Consider the following 17,050-nt stretch of genomic DNA (forward strand, 5'->3'; position numbering starts at 1 on the left):
AGCACCGCCACCAGCCATGCGGCACGCACGTCAGTTCCTCCACGCTTCGGGAAGATCGGCTTCCACCGCGAACGTACAGCCGTCCGCCTTCACGTCCGCCCACTCCGAGTTCGCGAACTTGGTCTCGCCGCCGAACTTCGTGTCCGTGAAGATGGCGATCCCCTGCGCCTTGAACCTGCTGAACCAGGCCCTGCCCACGATCTCCGTGTGGTGCATGTGGAACCGGCCGTTCATGGTGGCCTCGGTGACGTAGAAGTGGCCGTGGATCTTCATGTGGTGGAACGAGTTGGAGTCCTCGAAGTGGGCGACGCGGATGTAGAGGTCGCCGACCTGCCGGTACGACAGGTCCATGAACTCGAGGTGCGCCTTGGTCAGGTTGAGGTCGTAGATCGGCGGGTCCTTCTCCTCCAGGCGCGGCAGCAGGTCCTCGATGAGACGCTGCGAGGTGAGCCTGACCTCCAGCTCGATCTCCTCGGGGTCGTTGCGCGTCTTCTTGTACGGCTGGCGCAGGTACGCGCAGAGGATGTCGAGCACGGTCTGCGTGTACTCGATCCTGGACTTCGCGAGGCCGGCGAGCGCGTGCATGGCGCCCACTCGCACCTGGGCGGTCTCGTGGCCGAGCAGTTCCACGGCGCGCGCGAACCGTTCGTCGGCCACGCGGGACCGGTCGTGCTCGATGCGCTGGCTCTCGAGCTCCTGGCGCGCCTCCTCGACCTTGCGGCGCCGGTCGTTCAGCCACAACGCGTAGAGGGCGACGATCGCGCCGCCCGCGAGACCGCCCGTCTTGATCGCCTCGTGCTTGGGCGCGCCGGGGTCCAACAGCAGGAGCACGCCGCCGACCAGCACAAACGCGCATATCGACGCGAGAATGGTCGACAGGAGCAAACTTTTCCTCACGAGGTCGGCATTCTGCCAAGCGGCGGGTGCATGATGGGCGCGAACGGTACGAACGCGGGTGGGGTGAGCGGGTGGAGCGGCCGAACTGGGCCCCGGGGGACATCGACCTGGAACGGCCGAGTGTCGCGCGCGTGTACGACTACTGGCTCGGCGGCGCGCACAACTTCGCCGCGGACAGGGCCGTCGCTCAGAAGACCCTGGAGACGATGCCGGAGATCCGGGACGTCGTCCTCAACCACCGCGCGTTCCTGCGCAGGGCCGTCCGCTACCTGCTCGGCCAGGGCGTCCGGCAGTTCCTCGACCTCGGTTCCGGCATCCCGACCGTCGGCAACGTGCACGAGATCGCGCAGGCCGCAGACCCCGAGGCCCGGATCGTCTACGTCGACATCGACCCGGTCGCCGTCGCGCACAGCCGCTCGATCCTCAACAGCAACGGGCACGTGAGCGTGCTGCAGGCCGACGTCCGCGACCCGGCGAACGTGCTGGGCTCGCCCGAGGTCGACAAGCAGCTCGACTTCGACGAGCCGGTCGCCGTGCTGATGATCGCGCTGCTGCACTTCGTGTCGGACGACGAGGACCCGTGGGGCATGATCGGCGGCTATCGCGACCACCTGGCCCCCGGCAGCTTCCTCGCGCTCTCCCACGCCGGTTACGAGGCGGACGAGGAGACGGACGCCTCGCGGGAGGCCCGCAAGATCTACAACCGCGACGTCACGCGCACGACGTTCAGGGACGGGTCCGAGCTCACCCGGCTGTTCGACGGGTTCACGCTGGTCGAGCCGGGGGTGGTCAGGGTGCCCGCCTGGCGTCCCGAGTCACCGGCCGACATCGGGGAGTCCGGCAAGCGCTTCCCCGGCTTCGCCGCGCTGGGCCGGAAGGCTCAGAGATGACTCCGGACGGCGACCGGCCGTATGCTGCGCGTTCGTGGGGTTAGGGCCGAGAAGATGACCGATCGGGTTGACCAGCGGGTGCGTGAGGAACGCTCTCCTTTGAGCCCGGCCGTACTGGCCGGTGCCGAGTCGTTCGCGCGCAGCTGGGCCACAGCCGTCATCGGGTCGAGCTACGTGCCCATGACCAGGGCCGAGGTCGCGCAGCACCTCCAGGACCTCACCGAACTGCTGGTCGAGGCGCTGTTCGCGAGCCCGTTCCGCACCGCCCCCGGCTACGAGATCGGCTCACGGCTGGTCGACGCCCACTTCACCGGCACCGACACGCTGGGCCGCACCGTCCAGCTGCTCGGCGACGACCTGCTGGCCGAGCTGGGCTTCCCCGGCGACGAGCGGCTGCAGTCTCGTCTGGCGGCCCTGCAGGGCGCGCTGGCCGCCGGGTACGCCCGTGCGTTGCGGGAACGCACCCTCGCCGAGCAGGAGGCGATCAGGGCGGCCGTCCTGGACGCCCGCGACCAGGCGGAGGCGGCGCTGCGGGCCTCGGAGGCCCGGTTCCGCGCGATGTTCACCGAGGCCGCGATCGGCATCGGCATCGCGGCCATCGACGGCCGGATCCTCGACGTCAACCAGGCGCTGCAGGACATGCTCGGGTTCAGCGTCGAGGAGATGCGCCAGTACAACGTGCGCGACCTCATGCACCCCGAGGACGCGGGCAGCGTGTGGCGGCTCTACGACCAGCTCATCGCGGGCGAGTGCGACCACTACCGGGCCGAGAAGCGCTTCCACCGGGCCGACGGCGAGCAGGTGTGGACACACCTGACGTTGTCGCTGGTCCGCGACGACCACGGCGAGCCGCAGTACCAGGTCGCGATGATCGAGGATGTCACCGACCGCCACCTGCTGCAGAACCGGCTGCGCTACCAGGCCTTGCACGACCCGTTGACCGGCCTGCCGAACCGGGCGCTGTTCCTCGAACGCCTCGGGCGCGTGTTCAACAACCGCGCCAAGCACGTCCGGGCCGGTCTCTGCTACCTCGACCTCGACGGTTTCAAGGTCATCAACGACTCGCTGGGCCACGACATAGGGGATCAGCTGCTGGTCGAGGTCGGCCGCCGGCTCGACCACTCGGTGTCCGGCGAGGGCAAGCTGGTCGCGCGCATGGGCGGCGACGAGTTCGTGATCCTGGTCGAGGGCTCGTCCGGTGAGCAGGACATCGTCGACGTGGCGGGCCGGGTGCTGACCGAGCTGGAGGTGCCGATCCGCATTGCCGGCCACGAGCTGTCGGTGTCGGCGTCGATCGGCATCGTCGAACGGCAGCTGTCCGGCACGACGTCGGCGGACATGATGCGCGACGCGGACATCACGCTGTACTGGGCCAAAGCCGACGGCAAGGCCCGCTGGGCGCTGTACGACCCGGAGCGCAACGCCCGCGAGGTAGCCAGGTTCACGCTGTCCGCCACGATGCCGCGCGCGTTGGAACGCGGCGAGTTCTACGTCGAGTACCAGCCGCTGGTGCGCCTGGAGGACTCCACCGTCACCGGTGTCGAGGCCCTGGTCCGCTGGCAGCACCCGGAGTTCGGGCGACTCGCGCCGGACCGGTTCATCGAACTGGCGGAGGAGACCGGCCTGATCGTCCCCTTGGGACGGTGGGTGCTGCGCAAGGCGTGCGAGGAAGCCCGGCGCTGGCTGGAGGAGTTCGGCGACGCGGCCCCGTTCGTGTCGGTGAACCTGGCCGTGCGGCAGTCGCGCGACCCCGAGCTGGTGCGCGACGTCAAGCGGATCCTGGACGAGTGCGCGCTGCCGCCGCACCACCTGCAGCTGGAGCTCACCGAGTCGGCGATCATGGGCACCGCCGACGAGCCGCTGGAAGCGCTGCGGGCGTTGTGCGACATGGGTGTGCGCATCGCGATCGACGACTTCGGCACCGGCTACTCGAACCTGGCCTACCTCAAGCACCTGCCCGTGCACGAGTTGAAGATCGCCGGCTCGTTCATGGAGGGGCTGCGCGCCGAGAACGAGGAAGACCCGGTCGACTCGCAGATCGTGGCGACGCTGGTGCAGCTCGCGCACGCACTCTCGTTGGGCGTGACGGCCGAAGGTGTGGAGACGCCCGCTCAGGCCGCGCGGTTGTTGCGGCTGGGCTGCGACACGGGGCAGGGCTGGTTCTTCGCGCGCCCAGGTCCGCCGGAGAACATCGACAGTCTTCTGCGTGGTGATCTCTAGCTCGGGGAACACCCCAGGGCATGAAGTCATTGGCCCTGGTCGTGCTGCTGCTGGTCATGTCGGCCCCGGTCGCTCGCGCGGCCGAAGTGGTTCCCCTGCCCGCGGACAAACAGGCGTTCGGCACAGCCAGGTCCGCGGCCAGTCCGGTGTGGTTCACCCTCGGCCACCAGGGCCTTTCTGAGATCTTCCACCCCGACCTCAGCACGCCCGCGACCCGCGAGACGCGGTTGCTGGTCGACGGAAAGCCCGGCCGGGCGTACACCGAGCCCGCCGACGACAGGTCGCTGACGTTCCGGCAGAAGCTGCGCGGCGACGGCTGGCAGGCCGAGATCACCTACGTCACCGATCCGCAGCGCGCCGCCGTGCTCGCGGACGTGGTGCTCACGGCTCAGCGCCCGGTCCGGCTGTCGGTCGAGCACGTGCCGATGAAGGGCTCCAGTTCAGTGGCCAGCTCCTTGCCGACCGATCCGGTGCGACGCGCGCACGGCACGTTCGCGGTCGGGTTCGGCGAGGGCGTCGCCCAGGCCGCGCTGGATCGCGGATTCCGTTCCGCCGCCAGGGAATACGCGCAGGGCTGGCACTCCTACCTCGACGGGCTCAAGCGCCCGAGGTCGGCGGACCGGCGGCTCTACGACATGTCCGTCATGGTGCTGGCGGCGACGGAGGACAAGGCCCACCCCGGTGCGTCGATCGCGTCGCCGAGCTTCCCGTGGGCCTTCGGGTTCGACCGGGAACTGGCGCCGGAACTCGGGCCGTACGCGCTGGTCTGGCCGCGCGACCTGTACCACGTGTCCACGGCCATGATCGCGGCAGGAGACAGCGGCTTCGCCCAGCGCGCACTGGACTTCATGCTGCGCGAGCAACAGGAACCGGACGGGCACCTGCCGCAGAACACGCGGGTCGACGGCACGCCGGTGTGGACCAAGGTCCAGCTCGATCAGACCGCGGCACCGCTGCTGCTGGCCTGGCACCTGGACCGGCAGGACAAGTCCACAATGGACCAGCTGCGCCGTTCGGCCGACTACCTGCTGAGCTACCCGAACTCGCCGTTCAGCGAGCAGGAGCGGTGGGAGAACCAGGACGGCTACTCGCCCGCCACGATCGCCTCGGCGGTCGCCGGGCTGGTGTGCTTCGCGGATCTGTTGCGGCGCAACGGGGAGAACGCGGACCGCTACCTCGCGGCCGCCGACGCGTGGCAGCGGCAGGTGGAGGGCTGGACCGCGACGCGGACCGGGCCGTACTCGCCGAAGCCGTACTACCTGCGGCTCACCAAGGACGGAAAGCCCGATCAGGGCACCAAGTACAACCTCGGTGACAACAACCCGACCGACATCGACCAGCGCGCGGTCGTGGACCCGAGCTTCCTCGAACTGGTGCGGCTCGGCGTCAAGCGCGCCGACGACCCGGTCATCCGCAACACCGTCAGCGTCGTGGACCAGCAGTTGAAGGAACAGGGCTACTGGCACCGATTCACGCAGGACGGTTACGGCGAGACTGCGGACGGCAGGCCGTGGGGCATCAACTGGCCGACGCCGACGCGGACCTACGGCCGGTTGTGGCCGTTGCTGAGCGGCGAACGCGGCGAGTACGAGCTGCTCGCCGGTGACAAGGCCAGCGCCGCCAAGCGGCTCAGGGAGATCGCCGCGACCGCGAACACCGGCCTCATGCTGCCGGAACAGGTGTGGAATGGCCGAGGAACGGGCTCGGCCACCCCACTCGCCTGGACGCACGCGCAGTACGTGCGGCTGGCGTGGTCGCTGGACGCGGGTCGTCCCGTGGAACGACCCGCCGTCGTCGCTGACCGCTACTCGCGCTAGCGCTTGCTCACGTTGTGCCCGGACACCTCGACCACCGGCTGCGCGCCGCCGAGGCCGGACGTCCGGTACTCGGCCCGGATCGTCTGCGTCTCACCGGGGAACAGCGTGATGTAGTTGTCGGACCAGTCGGCCGGCAGCACCTCGGGACCACCCTGGCCCTTGCGCAGTGACGCGCGCAGGAAGAACGCCACGGACGTGCCGGTGTTCTTGATGGTCACGCTGGTGACCTGCTTGCCGTTGGTGCCCGGCGTCGTGGTGGTGGACACCGACACCTGGCCCGCCTTCAGGCTGCTCAACGACTTCAGGTCCGTGTACTGGGCCTGCGGCGTGTAGTACCAGTCGCCACCGTTGTAGTTCAGCGTGTCCGCCTTGGTGGACAGCCAGTAGACGTTGCGGTCGACCTCGTTGCCGTTCGCGTCCTTCAGCAGCAGCCGCACGAAGTACGCCGACGAGAGCCCGGACGGCTGCGGGAGGTTGCCGACCCGCACGGAACCGTTGGCCTTGGCCGGAACCGAACGCGTCTCGTTCGCCTTCTGCGTGCCGTCGGAGTTGAAGACCGTCACCTGCAACTGCAGACCCTGCTTGGCTTCCAGGCCCATGTTCACCACGGCGAGCGACTTGTCGTCGTAGGAGTACTGGGCGTGCAACGCCTTGTTCGCCGTCTTGGCGCCGAAGTACGACCCCGCGGTCGCGAGGTTGTAGTTGTAGAGGTGCCAGAACAGCTTGGGCCACGGGTCGTTCTGCATCCAGTAGATGACGCCCTGGGCCTGGTTCGCGCCGGTGTCGGAGAAGTCGCGGCCGAACGCCTCGAACTGCGCGCGGTTCGTCTCGTACTGCTGCAGCTGGGACTTCTTGACGAAGTCGTCCACGTTGGCGGGCTTGCCGTAGCGGTTGTCGAGCGCGGTGCCCCAGAAGCCGATCTTGCTGAAGTTGCCGGACGGCGACAGGTGGTACTGCGACGCGTTGTAGTCCGTCAGCTTGTTGATCTCGGCCTGGCTCAGGAACTTCTTGAGCTCGTCCATCTCCGGGATGGCGAGGCCGGGACCGATCTCGGACGCGAAGCCCGCCGAACCGCCCTTCTGGTTGTTGTACCAGTAGACCGGCGGCTCCCACCAGTACGGGCCGTCCATCTTCATGCCCGAGTCACCGAGCTGCGGTGAGCTGCGACGCGCGGCGGCGTTGACGATCGGCGTCTGCCAGTCGGCGCGCTTCAGGGTGTCCAGGTAGATCGTCTCGACGGCGGCCACCGGGGCCTCGTCCGATCCGATCAGGAACGTGAACACGCTGGGGTGGTTGCGGATCCGCTTCGCCTCGCCCTCGGCGGACGCGCCGGCGACCCTCTTGTCCTCCGCCGAGAACCCGCCGGTGTTCTGCCACTTCGAGCAGCACTCCCAGCCGGTCATCAGCAGGATGCCGGCGCGGTCGGCCATGTCGTAGATCTCGTCGTTCTCCGGCTTGCCCTCAAGGCGGATCGTGTTGAGGCCCATGGACTTCGTCAGCTGGATCTCGTCGGCGATCTTCTGCACGTCGGTGCGCAGGAAGAGGTCCGACGCCCAGCCGCCGCCGCGGATCAGGATCGGCTTGCCGTTGATCTGGTACTGGATGTTGCCGCTGATCATCTTCGAGGTGACCTCGCGGATGCCGAACGTCGTCTTCTGCTGGTCCGACGCAGCACCGGCCACGGTCGCGTTCGCCGTCGCCTCGTACAGCGGCTGCGCGCCCATCTGGTACGGCCACCAGATCTGCGGGTTGGCGACGGTGAGCGGGAACGTGACGGTCTTCGTCTCGTTCGCGGCCAGGCTCACGTTCTGGCTGTAGTTCTGGCCCGCCGCGCTGCCGGCGACGGTCGTGGTGACCGCGCTGCCGGTGTTGTTGCGCGCGTCCACCTTCACGGTGACCGCGGCGGTGTTCAGGTTGGGCAGCGGCAGGTCGCTCAGCACGTGCAGGCCGCGCAACGAGACCGCGCCGCTCTGCACGATGTCGACGTCGCGGAACAGGCCCTGGTTGCGGTCGGGCGGGAGCTGGGCCCAGTCGATGAAGTGGATCACCAGGTCCTTGGCCGGGTCGGACGGCGACGCCTTGATGGCGAGCGCGTTGTCGCCCTTGCGCAGCAGGCTGGTGACGTTGAACTCGAACGTCGGGTACGCGCCGATGACCGTGTCCGTGCCGGCGACCTTCGTGCCGTTGAGCCACACCTCACCGCGGGAGATCACGCCGCCGTTGAGCTTGAGGAACGTGTTCACGCCCGGCTGCGGGTCGGCCTGGAAGACCTTGCGGTACCACCACGGCACCTTGAAGTCGCCGGGGTTGGCCTTCTTCAGGTTCTCCGAGTAGTTGACGTCCCCGTACTTGTTGTTCGCGATCAGCCCGGCCATCACGGTCGACCGCGCGGGCACGGTCAGCCAGCCGGTGTCCGAGTACGCCGGGCCGGAGATCACGCTGCCGGACTGCGTGGCGGTGACGCTGGTCTGCATGCGCCAGTCGGGGATGGTGGAGGTCTGTCCTGGGGCGGCGGCCACCTTGAGCGCCGCTCCGGTGCCGGGCACGGGGCCCGCGTTGGCTGAGGTACCTGGCACCAGCAGGGCCAGACCCACCGCCGCCACGACCAGAGTCGGTAGTGGTCGGTTGCGCAGCATGTCGCTCCTCGACGCATCGGGGCGGCGGCGCTTCGGGGTATCGTAAAGAAGGTTTCCTTTTTGTGAGGTCGGCGGCAATGGACCTTATGGGTGACGCGGGACACGTCGTTCGCCACCCTCCGTGCCCGGCGATCCGATATTTTGGCCGCCATGCGTCGACTTGCCGTCCCGTTCCTGCTGGCAGCGGTCCTGACCGGGTGTTCATCGACGGAGGTCGGGAAGCCCTCCGCGGGGGATCAGACGGGCTCCGCGCCGACGACCGGAACTTCTGCCGGGACCGCGCCGGTGAACAGGCCGAAAGCCGTCGACCTCAAGACGCTCGACCCGTGCTCGCTGATCACACCCGAGCAGAAGACGGCTTTGGGTTTGAAGAGCGCCAACGCGGGTACCCCGCTGCCCGATTACGGGGAGGGGAGCAAGTCGTGCAACGTGAGTTTCGACGTCCGCACCTATCTCGGCACCATGCACACTTTGCTCAACGGCGGCGTGGACCGGCTGAAGAAGACGGTTGGTGAGTCCAAGCTCACCTCCCTGCAGGTGGCGGGCTATCCCGCGTACCTGACGCAGAGGGAGTCGCCGGGTTCTGTCGGCGGTTGCGAGGTCTACATCGACGCCAACGAAGGCCAGTTGTTGCTGGTGGACGCCTTCGGAGGGCTCGGCGAGACGAGCGCGACCACGGACGGTGCGTGTGAACGTGCCAAGGCGGTCGCGGGCGCTGTTGCCGCCACGTTGGCGGCCAAATGACAGTTGAGTAGAAGTACGCACCTTGTACCGGGAACCGGTCACTCGCGTAATGCATCAGAGTTAAGGTCGTCCCAAAAGCACACACGGCCCGATTTTCTGGGGGGCCGTTACTGAGGAGGGTGTGCCGTGTTTCTCGCGGATGGTGGTGGAGGCGCGTCGTCGCCGCCCGAGTTCGGGCAGCGCAAGCTGAAGGTGGACCCGTCGGCCATTCCACAGGCGAGGAAGGCCTTCGAGCAGGCGCTGGCGGAGTTCGAGGAGAAGATCGAGCACTCTGTTCGCGACCTGCCCACCAAGCCCTGGGCCGAGGACCCGATCTCCAGCGAGACCTCGAAGGCGTTCAACGAGCAGACCTCCGAGAAGGCGCTCGCCGCGCTGACCTTCTACAAGAAGCAGCTCGTCGGCGTGATCGACCAGCTGAAGATGATCGAGGAGCAGTACCGCCAGACCGAGGGCGACAACGCGGCCATGTGGGGCAAGCACCTGCGGAACCAGGACTGAGAGGGGGACTGACCGATGACTGACCACCGCTTCCAGGGGTACGGACACCCCGAGCTGTACAAGATGATCAACTCCGGTCCCGGCGTCTCCGCCTCCATCCCGGTGGAGCAGGGCTGGAAGACGATCGCCGCGACGCTCGCGCAGATCGACGCCGACCTGCACGCCGGTCTGACGAAGATGGGCGCGGACTGGGAGTCCGACGCCTCCGACGCCGCCCAGGGCGCGCTGTCGCCGCTGGCCGAGTGGGCCGGTTTCGCCGAGACCGGTGCGACGACCATGGAGAGCTCCGCGCGCCTGCAGGGCGAGTACATCGCCGACGCGCGCAAGAAGATGCCCGAGGTCGTCCCGATCACGACCGAGAAGCCCGGCCTGCTCGACATCGCGGCCGGCGCGCTGACCGGTCCCGTCGGCATGGCGCACGTCGTCGGCCAGCAGGTGGACCACGAGCGGCAGGAAGCCGCCGCGGACAACGCCGCCGCCAAGGCCGTCCAGGTCATGGAGGACTACCAGTCGGACAGCCGCTGGAACTCCTCGACGCTCGGTGACTTCCCGACGCCGCCGCAGGTCGTGATCGACACGCCGCCTCCGGCCGACACGGGTACCGGCAGCACGCGCGTCGGTTACAGCTCGACCGGCCCCGGCGGGCCGTCCGGCACGAACACCGGCACGACCAACCCGTCGTGGTCGCAGCCCCAGCCGACCCCGCAGCACGTCTCGACCGGCTGGACGCCGCCGCCCACCGACACCACGCACACGTCGTGGACGCAGCCTCCGACGACGACGCCGACTCCTCCTCCCACGCACACCCCGCCGCCCACGAACCTGCCGCACCCGACCCCCACGCCGACGCCGACCCCTGGTGGTCCGGTGTTCACCCGTCCTGGCACGGGCGGTCCCGGTGGTCCTGGTGGCCGTGGCCTCACCGGAGGCCCTGGTGGCTCCGGTGGCGTTCGCGGTGGTCAGCTCGGTGGCGGCAAGGCGTTCGGGCCGATGTCCGGCTCGCTCGGCGCGTCCGGCCAGCAGGGCTCGATGAAGCCGGGCGGCATGCCCGGCGGCATGTCCGGTCTGGGCTCCGGTCCTGAGGGCGTGCGCGGCGCTGCCATGGGCTCCGGTGCGGGCGCTGGTGCCGGCAAGGCCGGTGCGGCCGGCGTCGGCGGCGGTGGCGCTCACGGCCAGAAGGGCGAGGGCGAGGACGACATCGAGCACAAGGCGGCCGACTACCTGGTCGAGACCGACGACGTGTTCGGCGACGAGCGCATGGTCGCGCCGCCGGTCATCGGCGGCCTGTCAGAGTGAGCCTATTCGGCGCTCCGGCGGAGAGAGAGCCGATCACTCTCTCCGCCGAGGAGTTCGACGTGCTGTGGGAACGCATGAACGTCGGCCCCATGCCGCTCGTGCTCAAAGTTCCCACCCCGGGTAAGACGCGGGACGAGCGCGTTCAGCTCGAGAACCGCGTCTACCAGCAGTTGGACCACCGGCGCCTGGGCAACTCGCGCGGCCTCTCGTCCCAGTTGGACGGGTTGCTGCGGATGTTCGTGAAGCCCGAGCGGGAGGCGGACGGCCGCCTCTGGCTCGGCCACAGCCTGCGCGTCCTCGCCGTGGCGAACGGCGACTGGGGCGCGCTCGCGACGTTGCGGGACGACCAGCTGACGTTCCAGCCGTGGGAGGGCTCCGGGCTCGCCTCGGCGGTGCTGTCCCTGCTGCCCGCGCACCCCGCCGGAACAGGGCTCTCGGTGACGTTGCCGAGCGCGGACATCGAGAAGGCGATCGCGCAGACCGACGGCTCGCCGAAGTCGACGGAGGCCGCGTTCCGCAACATCGGGCTGCGCGAGGACGACGCGAAGGCGCTGGTGAAGATGTTCACCGGGATCGTGCACACCGGGAACTTCGGCGCGGCCGCCCGGGACAAGTACGGCAAGCGCTGGCGGCCCGAGCGCGTGGTCGCGTTCTTCGACACCGAAGAGGGCCGCTACCTGCAGCAACGCCGTGCCTCGAACGGCCAGCCGCCGTGGAGCACGTTCACGCCGACCGACGGCCGCCGGATGCTGCACCAGGTGGACGAGCTGATCTCCGAGGCGGTTCGTTCCGCCGGGGCCTGATGTCTGGTTTGATCTGACCACCGCCGCCGTGGCCAAGACCCCTTGGAGACGGCGAAATGAGCATCGACAGAAGGCAGTTCCTGCTGGCTACAGGGGCTGCACTGGTCGGGTCGTCAGCGTTGACGGGGACTGCCTCCGCGCAGTCCTCCGACTCGCTGTGGCAGGAGTTCGTTGCCAACCCGTACAACCACCCGCAGATCCCGAACATCTCGTTCGCGGGCTACAAGACGGGTGAGAAGCCCGCCCGTCGTCCCGTTCTCGCCAACGTCCTCTTCTTCGGCGCGCGCCGCGACGGTTCGGCCGACGCGTCGGCGGCGATCAACAAGGCGATCGAGTTCGTCGGCAGGCTGGGCGGTGGCACCGTGTACGTGCCGCCGGGCCGCTACCGGATCGACGACATCATCCGCATCGGCTACGACAACGTGGTGCTGCGCGGCGCGGGCAGCGCGAAGACGACCTTCTCCGCGACCCGGTCGCTTGAGGAGATCGTCGGCATCAACCGCAGCCGTTACGGCTCGGAGAACTCGGCGTGGAGCTGGTCCGGCGGCCTGGTGTGGGTCTGTCACCGCGACCGCTACCAGCCGCTGGTCGACGCGATCAAGGCTCGGAAGTGGCCGTTCGAGGGCTGGACGGGCAACGAACTGGAGCAGGGCTCGACGCTGACGGCCGTGACCGGTTCCGCGGCAAGGGGTTCGTTCGTCGTGACCGTCGAGAACGGACGGTCGTTGCGCGCCGGCCAGCGGGTTCTGCTGCGGCTGGACGACTCCGAGTACTCGCTGCCCAAGCACATGTGCGGCGACGTCCCCGGCACGCAGACATACAGGTGGGACGACAAGGACAAGCTCCTGTCGTACTTCCCGTTCCTGTGGCCGGTGCGCGTGGAGTGGGTGCGCGGCAACACGGTCAAGCTCGCGCAGCCGTTGCCGCTGGAGATCCGCCCGGAGTGGAAGGCGCGCCTGACCACGATGGCGCCGGTCGTCACCGGTGCGGGCGTCGAGGGCATCAAGATCGAGATGTTCAAGGTGTCGACCCCGAAACACCTGCTGGACAAGGGGTACAACGGTCTCGCGTTCCAGTGCGCGTGGGACTGCTGGGCCGACGACGTGCACGTCCAGGACGTCGACAACGGCTTCCTCCTGGTGTCCTCCAAGGGAATCTCGCTGCTGAACACGCACGTGTCCGGCCGCGGCCACCACCACGCGTACGCGGTGCGCGAGCAGTCGCACGACAACCTGACCGACGGTTTCGTGATCGAGGCACCGTCCGAACCCTCGCAGGCGGGCGCCGGCAACCACGGCCTGAACGTCGAAGGCCTGTCCTGCGGCAACGTCTGGACCCGCGGTCGCATGGACCACGACGTCTTCGACACCCACCGCGGCCTGCCGTTCGCCAACGTCCGCACCGAGATCACCATCAACAACGTCGGCGCACACGGCGGCAGCGCCAACGCGGGCCCGTTGTACGGCGCCCGTTTCGCGCACTGGAACGTCACCGTCACCAACCAGCGCGCCGGCAACGTCCGCATCGACCAGGTCGCACCGTGCAGCGCCACCGTCGCGATCTCCGAGGTCCGCGACTTCGGCCAGATCGACAAGCCGGACTTCACCGGCGAGCTGAACTCCCGCCTGGAGCTCTACGGCACGACCACCGTGACACCGCGCAACCTCTATGACGCACAACGAAAGTTGCGCCGTTCATGAGGTTGGGCGGTTGGCGGAGCGGCTTGTAAAGGTTGTCGCGCCCGGTCGGCGACAACCAAGTCGGCCGGGTCTACCGCCGGGCTGGTGGGATGTCAGGTCTGTGGAGCTCGTGCAAGACCGTGGGCGGTACACCGTCCCTGTGCCGGTAACCCCAGGCGGCAACGGGCTGTGAAGCAGAGAACTCGACCCGCGAGGGATGAATCTCCCTGCTTCAACTGGGAGAGAGGTCAAGAGCCAGCCATCGCCACGGGCAGCGACCACACCACGTCGTGCAGGTCGGTGGGGAGCACGACGCTCTCCACCGACCTCCCGATCCGCCGAGTCCAGCCCTCGTCGGTGAGTTCCAGCCGGTACGACGTGTGGACGCCCTCCAGTTCGCCGGGTGTCGTGTCGGACAGCAGCAGGTGCTGGCCGTAGGTGCGCCCGTCCCTGCTCAGGGTCTGCAGCACCGTCAAGAACTCCGGGCGTTCCCGCACCAGGCCCTGCACGCCGTCGACGCAGACCAGAAGTTCCGGCAACGGGCCGAGTCCCGCCGCCCGGTAGTCCCAGATGTTGCGGTAGTTGCCGCTGTCCACCAGCTTCCTGAGGCGCTGCTCGTGGTCTTCCAACAGGTCCACGAGCCCGTGCCGCACGTGCGGTGCGCCGTCCAGGCCCGCGAACATGCCGTTGCCGTGGAAGTCGATGAGGACGACCTGAAGCTCGTCCGGCGAGTGGCGCAGCATCTGCCCGAGAACCAGCGCGCGGATGCCCTCCGCCCGTCGCTTCTCCGGCGCGGTCACCTCGCCGTGCGGACCCATCCCGTCCTGCAGGTGCTTGGACTTCAGGTCGATCTCGACCCGTTGCCCGTACTCGTCCACACCCACCGCGACCCGGTACTGCAGCTTGACGGGCCGCGGCCGCCACACGTGCTTGTTGGGCACGTCGTGCAGCGCGAAGAAGTCCGGCGCGGGCTCCTCCTGAAGCATCAACCGCGGCAACGACTCCGCCACCTCGCCGAGGTTCGCCGGCGCCACGCAGTCGTCGATCAGCAGGTCCGCCACGTCGTGCGGACCGTCGAGGAGCAGCTGCATCCCGGACTGGCCGACGTCCTGCGCGATGGTCACGAGCGCCGCGCCGAGTTCGGTGGCTTCGAGTTCCGCGAAACCGCTGACGCAGATGAGGAGCTGCGGCAGCACCAGGTCGAAGCCGCGGTGGTCGAAGATCGTCCAGGTGTTGCCGACGACTTCCAGCCGGCGTTCCGACTCGGCCAGCAGAGCTGCCGCGATCGTCGCGGGATCCCTAGCGGCGTCACGATGATGAGCCTGCACGTGCGGCGCCTGATCAAGCCCGGCGAACGCGTCCGTGTCGTGCGCGTCGATGAAGACCGCCTGGAACAACTTCGGCGAGTGCGTGGTCATCAGCCCGAGCACCAGACTCCGGAACGCCTCCGGCGTCGTGACGCTCAGATGCGATCCCGTGCGCCACTTCCCGTCGGCGAAGTGCGTCAGCTCCACGACCACCGGCCTGCCGTCCGAGCCGACGCCGACCGGAACCTTCCACCACCGGCCCTTCCAGGCGAGCGCCTTGGTGAAGCGCCTCAACCCGTGCAGCGCGAGGAAGTCCAGCACCTCGATCCGCACCGGCACCCGCTCCGGTAGCTCGTCCACCGACCGCGCGGTGATGATCACCCGCACGTTCCACACCCTCGCCGCGATCCACCTGACCGAGTCCGCGAGTCCAGGATCGTTCTCCGCGCAGTACTTCCAGTCGTCGACCAGCAGGGTCGCGCCAGGCTCCGCACCCCGTTCGAACCACGCCAGCAGGTTCTGCCGCCGCCGTTCGTCACCGGGCTCGAAGCTCCTCGCGACGCCCGCCACGTCACCCTTGCCGATGCGGTAAACCCCTTGTATCGCAGCGATTCGGGACGCGACGGCGTCGGGCGGACCGATGAGCGCGAGGTGGTTCACGGGAGCGCGATCTGTGCGGGGAAGCGGTGCGGGTGGTAGTCGAGGCGGAAGGCGAGGCAGTAGCCGGGACGGTCCGGCACCCCGGCGGCCAGGCCGTCGTCCATCATCGACCTGGCCGGGTCGTCGAGCCGGAACTCCAGCACGAAGCTCATCGTGTTCCAGACGAACGACGGCACCTCGTCCCAGGAGCGCGCGGTCAGCACGACGAAGCGCTCCGGGTCGAACTGCTCGCCGGGGCCGTCGAGCAGCTGGTACTTCGGCAGGTCGTCACCCAGAGCCCTCGCCAGCGCGCGCAGGGCCGTGGTCTTGCCAGAGCCCGCTTTGCCGACGATGACCCCGAAGCGGCGTTGCACGTCGAAGGTGGGAACGAGGGGACGACGTTGCTCCCACTGCTCGTCCACCAGACCGATGGCGCCGGGAGGTAGCACGTCCAGCCTGAGATCGAGGTGGCTCTCGTGCAGCGAGGGCAGGACGACCGGGCGTGCCGGCGGGCCGGAACCGGCCAGTGCCTTCGGCAGCACCTCGGCCCATTCCTCGAGGTCGTAGGGCGGAACTCCGGACGGCCACTCCGGGCTCCGGACCCGCGTCCCCTCGGGGAACGCGTCTCCGGAGTAGAGCACGTACATGCCCAGGACACGACCTGCACCGACGATGGCGTTGAGGGCGTCCTTGAATCGTGGCAGCCGCCCGATCAGCACCTCGGCGCTGTCGATGCAGATCAGCAGAGCCGCCAACGGTTCGAGGTCTTCGCCGGCGTGGAGCTTGTCGCGGTAGTCGTGGAAGTTTCGGCAACCGCCGGTCTTGTGCACGAGTTCCTGCCGTCGGCTGAGCTCGCCCTCGAGACCGAGCAGGAACCGTTCGAAGGTCTTGTCCGAGGTGTCACCGTTGAGGCTGAAGGTCGTGTGCGGTGCGTGCTCCAGGCCGTCGAACACGCCGATGTTCTTCATGTCGAAGAGGCCGAAGTTCAGGTCGGCCGACGAGTGCGTGACCATGAGTCCCAGCAACGCGGCGAGCAGCTTCTGCTCCCGTTGCGCGGCCGGGCCGAGGTAGGAGCCCAGATACCCGTCGCCGTCGACGCTGATGTGCAGGTACACCGGCCATCCGCGCTCGTCGGACCCGACGGCGGCCTTCAGGTCGCGGCGCCCGTACTTGTTGCTCAGGTCGGGCTGGATGCCGTGCAGCGCGAGGAAGTCCGTGGCCTCACCGTGCAGGTGCTTTCGCAGCCGATCCGGTACGGCCGCCCACTTCCGCGCCGTGACGATCGTCTGCACACCGCGTGCCGGACCGAACGCGGCGATCCACTCGACGGTCCTGTCCAGCTCCGGGTCGAGGCCGGCGCACAGCTCCCAGTCGTCCACCAGCAGCACCGCACCCGCCGGCGCGCCGCGTTCGAACCAGTCCAGCAGGCTCCGACAGCCCGGCTGGTCCGCCGGGTCGAAGGTGGCCGAGACGGGCAACGGGTCCGCGCCCCGCCCGATCCGGTACACCGAGATGTCCGGTGCCGCCCCTAGAGCCGCCGTCAGCCGTTCCCTGGTCGCCTGCCCGGGACCGACGACGGCGAAGTTCCTGATCACAGCCCAGAGGTATACCAACAGGCCGGGGA

At 68.6% G+C, this 17,050-nt stretch carries 12 protein-coding genes; 8 read left to right on the forward strand and 4 right to left on the reverse strand.

What is annotated here, in order from left to right:
- Positions 1-30 precede the first annotated feature (30 nt).
- Positions 31-831: a pentapeptide repeat-containing protein gene (locus SK854_RS20070; RefSeq protein WP_319976627.1), complete on the reverse strand. Its 801-nt coding sequence runs from the start codon at positions 829-831 to the stop codon at positions 31-33.
- A gap of 137 nt (positions 832-968) precedes the next feature.
- Between SK854_RS20070 and SK854_RS20075 the strand changes: the two genes are divergently transcribed.
- From SK854_RS20075 to SK854_RS20085, 3 genes are read left to right on the forward strand one after another with little or no spacing between them, the layout of a single operon-like run.
- Positions 969-1,787, forward strand: coding sequence for an SAM-dependent methyltransferase (locus tag SK854_RS20075; RefSeq protein ID WP_319976628.1), 819 nt, complete (start codon positions 969-971; stop codon positions 1,785-1,787).
- 54 nt (positions 1,788-1,841) lie between these two features.
- Positions 1,842-4,007, forward strand: coding sequence for a putative bifunctional diguanylate cyclase/phosphodiesterase (locus tag SK854_RS20080; protein ID WP_319976629.1), 2,166 nt, complete (start codon positions 1,842-1,844; stop codon positions 4,005-4,007).
- Between the two features lie 20 nt (positions 4,008-4,027).
- Entirely contained in the window at positions 4,028-5,824 is a 1,797-nt protein-coding gene (locus SK854_RS20085) for a glycoside hydrolase family 15 protein (protein WP_319976630.1), read from the forward strand.
- Here the strand turns inward: SK854_RS20085 and SK854_RS20090 are convergent.
- Positions 5,821-8,460: a glycoside hydrolase family 2 protein gene (locus tag SK854_RS20090; RefSeq protein WP_319976631.1), complete on the reverse strand. Its 2,640-nt coding sequence runs from the start codon at positions 8,458-8,460 to the stop codon at positions 5,821-5,823. The genes SK854_RS20085 and SK854_RS20090 overlap by 4 nt on opposite strands.
- A 150-nt stretch (positions 8,461-8,610) precedes the next feature.
- Here SK854_RS20090 and SK854_RS20095 point away from each other — a divergent pair, with 150 nt between their 5' ends.
- The 5 genes from SK854_RS20095 (at position 8,611) to SK854_RS20115 (ending at position 13,501) form a co-directional block, all read left to right on the forward strand.
- Positions 8,611-9,204, forward strand: coding sequence for a DUF3558 domain-containing protein (locus SK854_RS20095; RefSeq protein WP_319976632.1), 594 nt, complete (start codon positions 8,611-8,613; stop codon positions 9,202-9,204).
- Between the two features lie 126 nt (positions 9,205-9,330).
- Positions 9,331-9,702 carry a transcriptional regulator gene (locus SK854_RS20100; protein ID WP_319976633.1) on the forward strand — a complete coding sequence of 124 codons (372 nt, stop codon included), beginning with the start codon at positions 9,331-9,333 and terminating at the stop codon, positions 9,700-9,702.
- Between the two features lie 15 nt (positions 9,703-9,717).
- Positions 9,718-10,998 (forward strand): PPE domain-containing protein, encoded by a 1,281-nt coding sequence (locus tag SK854_RS20105; RefSeq protein WP_319976634.1) that lies wholly within the window; start codon positions 9,718-9,720, stop codon positions 10,996-10,998.
- On the forward strand, positions 10,995-11,801 hold the full coding sequence (locus tag SK854_RS20110) for an ESX secretion-associated protein EspG (RefSeq protein WP_319976635.1): 807 nt from the start codon (positions 10,995-10,997) through the stop codon (positions 11,799-11,801). Before SK854_RS20105 ends, SK854_RS20110 begins: the two co-directional genes overlap by 4 nt.
- Positions 11,802-11,857: 56 nt before the next feature.
- Complete coding sequence (locus tag SK854_RS20115) at positions 11,858-13,501, forward strand: glycosyl hydrolase family 28-related protein (RefSeq protein ID WP_319976636.1); 1,644 nt, start codon at positions 11,858-11,860, stop codon at positions 13,499-13,501.
- A gap of 227 nt (positions 13,502-13,728) precedes the next feature.
- Here SK854_RS20115 and SK854_RS20120 read toward each other — a convergent pair whose 3' ends face one another.
- Together SK854_RS20120 and SK854_RS20125 are read right to left on the reverse strand one after the other, a co-directional pair.
- Entirely contained in the window at positions 13,729-15,447 is a 1,719-nt protein-coding gene (locus tag SK854_RS20120; protein WP_319976637.1) for a hypothetical protein, read from the reverse strand.
- Complete coding sequence (locus SK854_RS20125; RefSeq protein WP_319976638.1) at positions 15,444-17,021, reverse strand: hypothetical protein; 1,578 nt, start codon at positions 17,019-17,021, stop codon at positions 15,444-15,446. Before SK854_RS20125 ends, SK854_RS20120 begins: the two co-directional genes overlap by 4 nt.
- Positions 17,022-17,050: the final 29 nt, after the last annotated feature.

This window comes from Lentzea sokolovensis, assembly GCF_033949975.1.
GTDB classification, from domain to species: domain Bacteria; phylum Actinomycetota; class Actinomycetes; order Mycobacteriales; family Pseudonocardiaceae; genus Lentzea; species Lentzea sokolovensis.

Bases quoted from the DNA above. Each gene is read 5' to 3' on its own strand.
- SK854_RS20115 (WP_319976636.1), top strand. From the start codon at position 11,858: ATGAGCATCGACAGAAGGCAGTTCCTGCTGGCTACAGGGGCTGCACTG.
- SK854_RS20095 (WP_319976632.1), top strand. From the start codon at position 8,611: ATGCGTCGACTTGCCGTCCCGTTCCTGCTGGCAGCGGTCCTGACCGGG.
- SK854_RS20090 (WP_319976631.1), bottom strand. From the start codon at position 8,460: ATGCTGCGCAACCGACCACTACCGACTCTGGTCGTGGCGGCGGTGGGT.
- SK854_RS20085 (WP_319976630.1), top strand. From the start codon at position 4,028: ATGAAGTCATTGGCCCTGGTCGTGCTGCTGCTGGTCATGTCGGCCCCG.
- SK854_RS20105 (WP_319976634.1), top strand. From the start codon at position 9,718: ATGACTGACCACCGCTTCCAGGGGTACGGACACCCCGAGCTGTACAAG.
- SK854_RS20080 (WP_319976629.1), top strand. From the start codon at position 1,842: ATGACCGATCGGGTTGACCAGCGGGTGCGTGAGGAACGCTCTCCTTTG.